This is a genomic window from Thioalkalivibrio sp. (assembly GCF_041690275.1).
Taxonomy (GTDB): domain Bacteria; phylum Pseudomonadota; class Gammaproteobacteria; order Ectothiorhodospirales; family Ectothiorhodospiraceae; genus Thioalkalivibrio.
This window is the reverse complement of record NZ_JAWLHP010000073.1, coordinates 1-10,722: the sequence shown is the minus strand read 5'-3', so window position 1 is coordinate 10,722 and position 10,722 is coordinate 1. Positions and strand designations below refer to the sequence as shown.

The 10,722-nt window shown below is 67.3% G+C and carries 9 protein-coding genes and 1 tRNA gene; 2 read left to right on the top strand and 8 right to left on the bottom strand.

Features of this window, described 5'->3' with window-relative positions:
- Positions 1 to 140: 140 nt before the first annotated feature.
- The 6 genes from ACESMN_RS12095 to ACESMN_RS12070 form a co-directional block, all read right to left on the bottom strand.
- A tRNA-Gln gene (locus ACESMN_RS12095) sits at positions 141 to 214 on the bottom strand.
- Positions 215 to 251: 37 nt separating this feature from the next.
- Positions 252 to 644 (bottom strand): 30S ribosomal protein S9, encoded by a 393-nt coding sequence (gene rpsI, locus ACESMN_RS12090; RefSeq protein ID WP_373053857.1) that lies wholly within the window; start codon positions 642 to 644, stop codon positions 252 to 254.
- 38 nt (positions 645 to 682) lie between these two features.
- Positions 683 to 1,111: a 50S ribosomal protein L13 gene (gene rplM, locus ACESMN_RS12085; protein WP_373053856.1), complete on the bottom strand. Its 429-nt coding sequence runs from the start codon at positions 1,109 to 1,111 to the stop codon at positions 683 to 685.
- 137 nt (positions 1,112 to 1,248) lie between these two features.
- Positions 1,249 to 1,632 carry a DUF4168 domain-containing protein gene (locus ACESMN_RS12080; RefSeq protein WP_373053855.1) on the bottom strand — a complete coding sequence of 128 codons (384 nt, stop codon included), beginning with the start codon at positions 1,630 to 1,632 and terminating at the stop codon, positions 1,249 to 1,251.
- 191 nt (positions 1,633 to 1,823) lie between these two features.
- Positions 1,824 to 3,206 carry a sigma-54-dependent transcriptional regulator gene (locus ACESMN_RS12075; protein WP_373053854.1) on the bottom strand — a complete coding sequence of 461 codons (1,383 nt, stop codon included), beginning with the start codon at positions 3,204 to 3,206 and terminating at the stop codon, positions 1,824 to 1,826.
- Positions 3,203 to 4,687, bottom strand: coding sequence for an ATP-binding protein (locus tag ACESMN_RS12070; protein ID WP_373053853.1), 1,485 nt, complete (start codon positions 4,685 to 4,687; stop codon positions 3,203 to 3,205). Before ACESMN_RS12070 ends, ACESMN_RS12075 begins: the two co-directional genes overlap by 4 nt.
- Before the next feature lie 316 nt (positions 4,688 to 5,003).
- On the opposite strand from ACESMN_RS12070, the gene ACESMN_RS12065 reads away from it, so the two are divergent.
- Entirely contained in the window at positions 5,004 to 5,660 is a 657-nt protein-coding gene (locus ACESMN_RS12065) for an MBL fold metallo-hydrolase (protein WP_373053852.1), read from the top strand.
- 184 nt (positions 5,661 to 5,844) lie between these two features.
- Here ACESMN_RS12065 and htpX read toward each other — a convergent pair whose 3' ends face one another.
- Positions 5,845 to 6,732 carry a protease HtpX gene (htpX, locus tag ACESMN_RS12060; RefSeq protein ID WP_373053851.1) on the bottom strand — a complete coding sequence of 296 codons (888 nt, stop codon included), beginning with the start codon at positions 6,730 to 6,732 and terminating at the stop codon, positions 5,845 to 5,847.
- A gap of 82 nt (positions 6,733 to 6,814) precedes the next feature.
- Positions 6,815 to 9,067 (bottom strand): DNA topoisomerase IV subunit A, encoded by a 2,253-nt coding sequence (gene parC, locus ACESMN_RS12055; RefSeq protein ID WP_373053850.1) that lies wholly within the window; start codon positions 9,065 to 9,067, stop codon positions 6,815 to 6,817.
- Positions 9,068 to 9,203: 136 nt separating this feature from the next.
- Between parC and ACESMN_RS12050 the strand changes: the two genes are divergently transcribed.
- On the top strand, positions 9,204 to 10,628 hold the full coding sequence (locus tag ACESMN_RS12050) for a phospholipase D-like domain-containing protein (protein WP_373053849.1): 1,425 nt from the start codon (positions 9,204 to 9,206) through the stop codon (positions 10,626 to 10,628).
- The last annotated feature ends 94 nt before the right edge of the window (positions 10,629 to 10,722 follow it).

The following is a 10,722-nucleotide window of genomic DNA, read 5'->3' as shown; positions in this document are numbered from 1 at the left end:
GCGGCCTCGCCCTTCGGGCCGCCCGCGCTGCGCGCGGACGTTGGCTCCGCTGCGCTTCGCGCTCGAACCTTGCAGGTTCGAACCCTGGCCAGCTTCAATCATCTACGAAAAAGGCCCCATGAAGGGGCCTCTTTCGTAGATGGCTGGGGGACCAGGATTCGAACCTGGGTTGACGGAGTCAGAGTCCGTAGTCCTACCGCTAGACGATCCCCCAATTCGGCGGGCCGGGGGAGTGGTCCCCGCCCGGGACGTCAGCGCTTGGAGAACTGCTTCGCGCGACGGGCCTTGGCCAGGCCTACCTTCTTGCGCTCCACCTCCCGCGCGTCGCGGGTCATGAAGCCGGCCTGGCGCATCGGCGAGCGCAGGCCCTCGTCGTACTCGACCAGCGCGCGAGCGATGCCGAGGCGGATGGCGCCGGCCTGGCCGTTGGCGCCGCCTCCCTGCACGGTGGCGATCACGTCGAAGCGGTCCCCCGCCTCCGCGGTCACCAGCGGCTGGCGAACCACCATCTGCGAGGTCTGCCGGCCGAAGTAGTCATCCAGCGCCTTGTTGTTGACGATGATGTCGCCCTTCCCCGGACGGAGAAAGACCCGCGCGGATGCGGTCTTGCGGCGGCCGGTGCCATAGTTCTGGTTCATTGCCATGAATGCGTTGTCCTTGACGTAAACGGTTCGGCGAGGGTCTAGATCTCCAGCGGCCGGGGCTGCTGGGCGGCATGCCGATGCTGACTGCCCGCGTAGACCTTCAGCTTCTTGAACATCGCTCGACCCAGCGGGTTCTTCGGAAGCATCCCCTTGACCGCCAGTTCCAGCACGCGCTCCGGGGCGCGTTCAATCATCTGCGCGAAGTTCGCCTGCTTCAGGCCGCTGGGGTAGCCGGAGTGGCGATAGTACATCTTGTCGCTGGCCTTCTTTCCGGAAACCCGGATCTTCTCGGCGTTCACGACAACGATGTAGTCCCCCGTGTCCACGTGAGGCGTGTACACGGGCTTGTGCTTGCCGCGCAGGCGGCGCGCGATCTCGGTGGCCAGCCGGCCGAGGGTCTTGCCGTTCGCGTCCACGAGGTACCAGTCGCGTTCGACTTCTGACGGCTTGGCGCTGATGGTCTTCATGCCTGTTGCTCCGGATGCGGGGCGTTTCGGAAAGCGCGAAATAGTAACCGACCCGCGCCAGGGGTTCAAGGTGCACAACGAGAATCGCCGGCCCGCGAGGGACCGGCGATTCCGGGACTCGAGGTACCCGTGTGCACCTACATGCGGTCCATCGCCTTCTCCTGGACCTGCTCCATCAGTTCCGGATCGTTCTGCAGCGCCATGGCCACCTCGTTGTACTCCTGAACGCTCATGCCCGAGGCCTCCACGGCCTGCATCATCTTTTCCTGGGCCTCCTGCTGAAGCCCCTGGGCCTCGCCCTCGTCAGAGGCGTCCTGCAGGCGCTCGGTGTAGTCCTCGCGGATTCCCTGCACCGCGACGAAGGCGTCCACGAAGGTGTCGATCGTCTGGTCGGTCATGGCTGCGGAGGGCGGCGTGGTTTCACCGAAGGACGGCTGGCCGCCGTCCTGCGCGAGGGCGGCACCACTGGCGGCGAAGAGGGCGGTCAGGGCAATGGTCAGTACAGTCTTGCGAATCGTCATCAAGTGCTCCTCAGGAGTTGCGTTGCTTGCAGACCCTTGCAAAGCAGCAACCGTGCCAACAACCTGAGTCCGATACCGGGGAGCACCGGATCAAGGGCTTATGGCCATCTCCCTCCGCTCCGGAGGACCCCTCCGATCTGAGTCGCACGGTGCAATCCGCCACATGTGTCGAATCGCTACGGTCCAGCGGGTCACAGCTCGTCGCCCAGCTTCCGGTAGAGCGTCTTGCGTCCGATACCAAGGATGCGCGCCGCACGTTGCTTGTTGCCGCCGGTGAAGGCGAGTACCTGCCGGATGTAACGGTTCTCGAGCTCCTCCAGCGTCTCCCAGTCCTCGTCCTGCCGCGCCTCGCCCCCAGACCCCGCCACGGACGGTTCCCGGGCCGACACGTCCGCGCGGACCCGCTCGGGCAGGTCGTCCAGCCGGATCAACCCGTCGCGGGCCAGGGTGGCTGCCCGCTCGACGAGGCCTTCCAGCTCGCGCACATTGCCGGGAAAGCGGTAGCCGAGGAGTCGCCGCATGGCCTCGGGCTCGAGCCGTCTGACCGCCCCCCGCTGCTCGAGGGCGTGACGGTGCAGAAAGGTGTGCAGCAGCCGGGCGATATCCTCGCCGCGCTGGCGCAGGGGCGGAACCTCGATGCGAAAGGTCTCCAGCCGGAAAAAGAGATCCTCGCGCAGCAGACCCTCGGCCAACAGCTCGGCGACATCCCGGTGCGTGGCCGCAATGATCCGCACATCCGTCGCAATCTCGTCATTGGCGCCGACCGGCCGCACCCGACCGTCCTGGAGCACGCGCAGCAGCTTGGTCTGCATCGAAGCCGGCATCTCGCCGATCTCGTCCAGGAACAGCGTGCCCCCGTCCGCCTCCAGGAACAGGCCCCTGCGCGCCCCCTTGGCACCACTGAAGGCGCCCGCCGCATGCCCCAGCAGCTCGGATTCCAGCAGGGTCTCGGGGATGCCGGCGCAGTTCAGGGCGACGAACGGTCCTTGCGCACGGGGACTCTCCTCGTGCAGCGCCCTGGCGACGAGTTCCTTGCCGGTTCCGGACTCCCCGGTGATCAGGACGCTCCCGTCGGAGGGAGCGATACGTCGGATCAGGTCGAACAGGCGCAGCATTGCCGGACTCTTTCCCTGCATCCCGTGGAAGCCTCGCTCGCCCAGCACCTCCCGATACTGCTGCACCTCGGCGCGCAGCTGCCGGGTCTGCAACACCCGCTGCGCCGCCAGCCGCAGGTGTTCGAGATCCACAGGCTTGGTCAGAAAGTCGTCCGCTCCCGCCTTCAGGGCACTGACCGCCTGATCGATGGTGCCGAAGCCGGTGAGCATGACGAAGCCCGGTGCCGGTACCAGCGTGCGCGCGGCCTCCAGCACGGCGAAACCGTCCGCCTCCGGCAGGCGCAGGTCGCTGACCACCAACCCAAAGCTCCGTTCGCCCAGCAGCGTGAGCGCCTGCTCGGCGCTGGCTACTGCGGTGACCTGGTAACCCGCGTCCGAGAGTTCCTGCTGCAGGAGCTCGCGGTGCCCGCCATCGTCTTCGACCACGAGTACCCTTTCTTCGACGCGAGCGTCCATCATCGCGCCTCCCCTTCTGCCGCGGGCAGCGTGATCACGAAGCGCGCGCCCGGTTGCCATTCACGGTCCAGCCGCAGGTCGCCACCATGGTCCTCGACCGCCGCATGGGCGACGGCGAGCCCCAGGCCGGTGCCCTGCCCGGCTGGCTTGGTGGTGAAAAAGGGCTCGAAGATCTGGTCCACGTCCTCTTCCGCGATTCCCGGGCCATCATCGGCCACCCCGATTTCCACCATGGGCCGCCCGTCTTTCACGACCTGCCGCCAGTCGACGCGCACCCGCTGGCTGCCCGCGTGGATTGCATTCTCGATCAGGTTGCCCAGCGCCTGCTCCAGCCGGGCCGGATCGGCGCGCAGCACGAGTGCACTGTCCTCGCCAGCACTGTTGCCGGGCCCGGTCTCGATCTCGATTTCCCGACGCCCGGCCCCAACCCCGACCCTGGCGACGACGTCGCTTACCAGGGCCGGAACGACGATCTCCCGCGTGTTCAGCGGATTGCGGCGCGCGAAGTTCAGCAGCTGACGCACGATGTGCTCCACGCGGCGCAGTTCCCCAAGCAGGCTGCGGATTTCCGCGCTGGCCGGCGAATCCTCGGGCAATCCGCGGCGCGCCCTCTGCGCACGTCCGCCGATCACTCCAAGCGGCGTGCCCAGCTCGTGCGCAACACCGGCCGCCAGCTGACCGATCGCGGCCAGTTTCTCCGACTGGCGCAGCTTCTCCTCCAGTTCCGCGCGCCGGGCACGCTGCGCCTCCAGCGCCCGTTCCGAATCCTCGCGACGCTGGATCATCTCGTTCATCGTGGTCGCGAGCAGGCGCAGTTCCTGCGGACCCTGTTCCGGCACGCGCAGGCCACGGGTCCCGTCCCCGACACGCCGCATCGCATCCACGAGCCGGCTCACGTGCCGGCCGACTGCGCGGTAGTGTCCGATCAGCACCACCATCAGGAAGACCGCTGCGAGCAGCCCGATCGCCAGTCCACCCTGCCAGCGCATCTGCGCAATGTAGGCCTGGAAACGGGTCACGTCGCGCGTGATCTGCAGCAGTCCGATGATCCGGCCGCCGGCATCAGTCAGCGGCAGGAAGAAGGAAAAGACCTCGCGGCCCTGCCGCTCGTCGAAGGCACCCTGGCTTCCGCCCTCGGTGATCACGCGGGCCTCGCGCCGGCGCTCGAGCGAGGGACTGCGCGGGCCGCTGGTCGCGACCAGCTGGCCGTCGGAATCGTACACGTAGACTCCGAAGACCTGCTCGAGCTGGAAGGCGGAATCCAGGGCCTGCTGCACGTCCAGTGCGTCGCGGCGGACCATCGCGGTCGAAATGGGTAGCCGGATGGATCGCGCCACCAGTTCGATGTCCTCCTGCATGCGCAGTTCCATCTGCTGTTCGAATTCGCGGAGCCCCAGCAGCCCCAGCGCGACCAGCAGCCCGAGCAGCGGCAACAGCACGAAGGCGATCACGGCATTACGCAGGTTGTTGAGTCGCAGGAGCATCCAGTGGTACTACGCGAGTGGCGGCATACAGGGGTATCAGAATCCTCCGGAATATGCGAGTCCGGGGCGCGCCGGACCTGCCGGGGTATGCCCCCAAAAAAAAAGCGCGAACCGAAGTTCGCGCCAATTAACCACCAAAGGAGGATGGAGGAGTACGCTGACGGTTGCGGGGGGCAACCAATCAACGTATGAGCATGTTCTAATATATCGACTTGCGTGTCAACCCCGCAGTGCAAAAAAAATCCTGCGCTGCCTGCGATGGCGGCCGCGGGTTCGCTTTGCAACAATGTCGTCCCACCCTCGAACGGCCACCGCCATGCTTGCGTTTCACAGCATTCCCGTCACCGCCTTCGAACAGAACGCCACCCTGATCTGGTGCGAGAAGACGCGGGAGGCCGCCTGGGTGGATCCCGGTGGTTCTCCTCAACGTCTGCTTGAGGCCGCACGCGAACGCGGCCTGGAACTGCGCCAGATCCTGCTCACCCACGGGCACCTCGACCACGTCGGCGGTGCCCAGGCCCTCGCGGAGCTGGCGTCGGTCCCGATCGTCGGCCCGGGAGAGGCCGACCGCTTCTGGCTCGAACAGCTGCCGATGCAGTCGCGCATGTTCGGGGCCGAGGAGGTGCAACCGTTCCTGCCCGACCGCTGGCTCGCGGAGGGGGACCAGGTCCGGGTCGGCGACCAGGTGCTCGACGTCTACGCGTGCCCGGGGCATACCCCGGGCCACGTGATCTTCCACCACGCGGCGAGCCGGCTGGCCCTGGTGGGCGACGTGTTGTTCGCCGGGAGCATTGGGCGCACCGACTTTCCGCGCGGCAACCACACCGATCTGCTGCAGTCGATCACCGGCAAGCTGTGGCCACTGGGCGACGACACGCGCTTCGTACCCGGACACGGACCGATGTCCACCTTCGGCCAGGAACGGCAGAGCAATCCGTTCGTCAGCGATCGGGTGCTGGGGTCGGGGGCCTAGCAGGCCCGCTGCGCGCGGCGCACCTGTGGGAGCGGATCTGTAGGAGCGGCTTCCAGCCGCGATCGGTGTTGGGGCCGGCGATCGCGGCTGGAAGCCGCTCCTACAGTGGTCTGGCCGGCGATCGCGGCTGGAAGCCGCTCCTACAAAGCGGGGCGCGGGAATCGGTGGGCCGGACGCGTCCGGCTCAGCGCATCGCCTTCAGGGCCGTGATCCGCTCCTCGATCGGTGGGTGGGTCATGAACAGGCGCTTGATGCCCTCCCTCACGCCGCCGCGGATGCCGAAGGCGGCCATCTGGTCCGGCATGTCGACTGGCCGTCCCGAGGCGCGCGCCAGGGATTCCAGGGCCCCGATCATCTGGTCGCGACCCGCCAGGCGGGCACCGGCCTGATCGGCCCGGAATTCGCGCTGGCGCGAGAACCACATCACGATGATCGACGCCAGGATCGCGAGCAGGATCTCCATCACGATCGTGGTGATCCAGAACGCGGGCCCGTGACCCGACTCGTTCTTGAACACCACACGGTCCACGAAATGACCGGCGACCCGCGCGAGGAAGATCACGAACGTGTTCACCACGCCCTGGATCAGTGCCAGGGTGACCATGTCGCCATTCGCGACGTGACCCACTTCGTGCCCCAGCACGGCCTCGACCTCGCCCTGTTCCATGTTGCGCATCAGCCCGCTGCTGACCGCCACCAGGGCGTTGTTGCGGCTCATCCCGGTGGCGAAGGCGTTGGGATCCGGCGAATCGTAGATGCCGACCTCCGGCATGCCGATACCGGCCTCGCGAGCCTGACGCTTTACCGTCTCGACCAGCCATTGCTCGGTCGCATTGCGCGGCTTCTCGATCACGTGCACCTTCATCGTCTTCTTGGCCATCCACTTGGAGATCGCCAGGGAGATGAAGGATCCCCCGAACCCGAACACCGCAGCGAAGATCAGCAGGGCGTTGAGATTGAGGTCAACGCCCTCCTGATCCAGGATGCGCTCCACCCCGAGGAGGCGCAGCACGATGCTGAGGACCACGATGATGGCAAGGTTGGTCCCCAAAAACAGAAGGATACGCTTCATTTTGGCTCCTGGAATTCCACAAGGAAACGGCAACAGCGGCTATTAGATGGGGCTCTTCGCCGGAAATGCAAGTGGGACGCGCTCAGCTTTGGACCTCCAGCCGGTCGACCTTCTGGTAGCCGCGCGGCAGCTTGTGCCCCCGGCGCCCGCGATCGGCCTCGTAGCCGCCCCACTCGGATGGCCCCATACCCTTGAATCTACGACCCGAGTGAATGACCAGGGTACCGCCCGCGGGCAACACCTCCGCGGCCACCACCCGTTCCTTGCCGTCCTTGAGCCGCGCGGCTGGAATGCCGATGATCCTGTTGCCCTTGCCCCGCGCCATCTCCGGCAGTTCCACCGCGGGCACAATCAGCAGGTAGCCCTCCGAGGTCACCAGCGCAAGACGGTCGCTCGCGGGATCCCGCACGCGCAGGGGTGGCAGCACGCCGGCGCCCTTCGGCACGGTCAGCACGGTCTTCCCCGACTTCTGGCGGCTGAAGAGGTCGCCGAGCCGCGCGAGGAACCCGTAGCCGTAGTCCGTCGCCAGGAGCCACGTCTCTTCCGGCCCGCCCGAGGCCAGACCCACGAAGTGGCCGCCGTCAGCCGCCGCGACCCGCCCCGACAGCGGCTCGCCCTGGCCGCGGGCCGAGGGCAGCGTGTGCGCCGGCAGCGTGTAGGCGCGCCCGGTGGAGTCCAGGAAGGCCACCAGCTGATTGCTGCGGCCCGCGAGCGCGGCCAGGAACCCGTCACCGGCCTTGTAGTTCAATCCCTTCGGATCGACCTCGTGGCCCTTTGCAGCGCGTATCCAGCCCATCCTCGAGAGCACGATGGTCAGGGGCTCGGTGGGCACCAGCGCCGTTTCGTCCAGGGCCTGGGCGGCGGCGCGCTCGACCAGCGGCGAGCGGCGCTCGTCGCCGAAGGTCTCGGCATCGGCACGGATCTCGTCCGCCACCAGGCGCTTCAGGCGCCGGTCCGAACCGAGGATCTTCTCCAGCTGCTCGCGCTCGGCGGCCAGTTCGTCCTGCTCGCCGCGGATCTTCATCTCCTCGAGCTTCGCGAGGTGGCGCAGCTTCAGCTCCAGGATCGCCTCGGCCTGGATGTCGGTGAGGCCGAAGCGCTCCATCAGGACCGGTTTGGGCTTGTCGTTCTCGCGGATGATGCGGATCACCTCGTCGATGTTCAGGTAGGCGATCAGCAGGCCCTCGAGCACGTGCAGCCGGGCCAGCACCTTGTCCAGCCGCCACTGCAGCCGCCGGCGTACCGTGTGCACACGGAACCCGAGCCATTCCTCCAGCAGCGCCCGAAGATCCCGGACCCGCGGCCGTCCGTCGAGGCCGATCAGGTTCATGTTGACCCGGTAGCTCTTCTCGAGGTCGGTGGTCGCAAACAGATGCGCCATCAGCGACTCGACGTCGGTGCGCTGACCACGCGGCGTGATCACCAGCCGGGTCGGGTGCTCGTGGTCGGATTCGTCGCGCAGGTCTTCCACCATCGGAAGTTTCTTCGCGTTGATCTGGGCCGCGATCTGTTCCAGGACGCGGGACCCGGAGGCCTGGTACGGCAGCGCGGTGATCACGATGTCGCCATTCTCCCGCTCGTAACGGGCGCGGGCGCGCACCGAGCCGTGACCATGCGCATAGACCCGCCGCAGCTCCTCACGCGGGGTGATGATCTCGGCCTCGTTCGGGAAGTCCGGTCCCTGGACGTGTTCCAGCAGTTCGTCGAGCGATGCACGCGGGTTTTCGAGGAGGTGCACGCAGGCCGCCGCGACCTCGCGCAGGTTGTGCGGAAGGATGTCCGTGGCCATCCCGACGGCGATGCCAGCCGCACCGTTCAGCAGCACGTTCGGCAGGCGCGCCGGCAGCATCTTCGGCTCCTGCAGGGTGCCGTCGAAGTTGGGCACCCAGTCCACCGTGCCCTGGCCCAGCTCGGAGAGCAGCACCTGCGCATAATGCGCCAGCCGCGACTCGGTGTAGCGCATCGCCGCAAAGCTCTTCGGATCGTCGGGCGATCCCCAGTTGCCCTGCCCGTCGACGAAGGGATAGCGGTAGGAGAAGGACTGTGCCATCAGCACCATGGCCTCATAGCAGGCGCTGTCACCGTGCGGGTGGAACTTGCCGAGGACGTCTCCCACGGTACGTGCGGATTTCTTGTACTTCGCGGTCGCCGAGAGCCCCAGCTCGCTCATCGCGTAGATGATCCGGCGCTGAACCGGCTTCAGGCCGTCACTGATGTGCGGCAGCGCCCGGTCGAGAATCACGTACATGGAATAGTCCAGGTACGCCTTCTCCGTAAAGTCCCTCAAGGGAAGCTGCTCCGCGTCCTGGAAATCGAGGGTCAGATTCTCGGGCATTGTGTCACTTGGTCTCTCAGTGCGTGGCGGGACACCCGTGCCGCAGCGGCGGTTTGCCCGACTCTCGGCGCCGCCGTACTGTAGCCACTCTTGCGCCTGCATGCCATCGGCCGAGGCGGCGCCCCAAAGGAGGACCGTGGATTTGGAGACCGGCTGGATCGCCAGCGGCATTGCCGTGGCCGTGTTCCTCGTGGCCGTTGTGAGTGCGGCGCACGCGGTCCTGCAGCGGCGCGAGACCGGGACGGTGATCGCATGGGTCGGGCTGATCTTCCTGCTGCCGCTCGCTGGCTCGGTGCTCTACTGGCTGTTCGGCATCAACCGCATCCAGCGGCGCGCCCGCGCCATGCGCGAGGGCCACGCGCCGTCGCCGCTGCCCAGCCCGAGTCTCGCCGTGGACCCCGAACTGAGCAAGCGCTGGCGGGGGCTGCTGGGATCCGGCGACGCGCTCAGCCCGTTCACCGTCAGTGGTGGAAACCGGGTCACGCCGCTGTTCGACGGCGACCAGGCCTACGAGTCGATGCTCGCGGCGATCGACGGCGCACGGCGGGGGATCGCGCTGGCGACCTACATCTTCGATACCGACCGTATCGGACAGGTCTTCGCCGAACGGCTGCAGGCGGCGAACGAGCGCGGCGTCGAGGTTCGGGTGCTGATCGACGGCATCGGCGCGCGCTACAGCCGGCGCAGCATGCTCGCGCGGCTCCGCAGGCTCGGGCTGCGCACGGCCGCGTTCCTGCCGGTGCATCTGCCGCGCAGCTTCGCCTCGTTCAACCTGCGCAACCACCGCAAGCTGCTGGTGGTGGACGGTGCGACCGGTTTCACGGGAGGCATGAACATCCGGCGGGGGCACTGCCTCACGGATCCCGGACGGTACCCCGTCCACGACCTCCATTTCCGTATCGAGGGACCCGTGGTGCAGCAGCTCCAGGCCGTCTTTGCGGAGGACTGGGCCTTCACCACCGGCGAATCGCTTCACGGGCCTGCGTGGTCAGTGGCCGGAAACCCTGCCGGCAGCACGGCGTGCCGCGGCCTTCCGGACGGACCCGACGAGGACTTCGAGGTCCTGCGCTTCACGCTGCTCGCGGCCCTGGCCGAGGCCCGCGAGCAGGTGATCATCATCACCCCCTACTTCCTTCCCGATGTCGGCCTGCTGGCGGCAGTGAAGACTGCGGCGCTGCGCGGCGTGCAGGTGGACCTGTTGCTACCCGGGCAGAGCAACCTCCGTCTGGTGGACTGGGCCGGCAATCCGCTGCAGGCGGAACTGGTGGAACGCGGCTGCCGGATCTGGCTGATGCCGCCACCCTTCAACCACAGCAAGCTGATGCTGGTCGACGGGTGCTGGGCGCTGTTCGGGTCCGGCAACTGGGATCCGCGCAGCCTGCGGCTGAACTTCGAGTTCAACCTGGAGTGCTACGACCCCGACCTGGTCCACGACCTGGCCCAATGGGCGAGCGGACTGCGGCAGAGGTCCCGGCTACTGACGCTGGATGAAATCCGGCGCCGTCCGATCCTGCTGCGCCTGCGCGACGGTGCCGCGCGACTCCTGACCCCTTATCTCTGAACTCCCGCCCCGGGCCGCCCTCCCGCGTAGGGTGGGCCAAGCGCAGCGGGCCCACCATTCCGGCCGCGGCGGTCTGTGGTGGGCACACTTCGTT

Excerpts from the sequence above, each read along its gene's own strand:
- htpX (WP_373053851.1), bottom strand. The coding sequence starts at position 6,732 with ATGAAGCGTATCCTTCTGTTTTTGGGGACCAACCTTGCCATCATCGTG.
- parC (WP_373053850.1), bottom strand. The coding sequence starts at position 9,067 with ATGCCCGAGAATCTGACCCTCGATTTCCAGGACGCGGAGCAGCTTCCC.
- ACESMN_RS12065 (WP_373053852.1), top strand. The coding sequence starts at position 5,004 with ATGCTTGCGTTTCACAGCATTCCCGTCACCGCCTTCGAACAGAACGCC.
- ACESMN_RS12075 (WP_373053854.1), bottom strand. The coding sequence starts at position 3,206 with ATGATGGACGCTCGCGTCGAAGAAAGGGTACTCGTGGTCGAAGACGAT.
- rplM (WP_373053856.1), bottom strand. The coding sequence starts at position 1,111 with ATGAAGACCATCAGCGCCAAGCCGTCAGAAGTCGAACGCGACTGGTAC.
- ACESMN_RS12070 (WP_373053853.1), bottom strand. The coding sequence starts at position 4,687 with ATGCTCCTGCGACTCAACAACCTGCGTAATGCCGTGATCGCCTTCGTG.
- rpsI (WP_373053857.1), bottom strand. The coding sequence starts at position 644 with ATGGCAATGAACCAGAACTATGGCACCGGCCGCCGCAAGACCGCATCC.
- ACESMN_RS12080 (WP_373053855.1), bottom strand. The coding sequence starts at position 1,632 with ATGACGATTCGCAAGACTGTACTGACCATTGCCCTGACCGCCCTCTTC.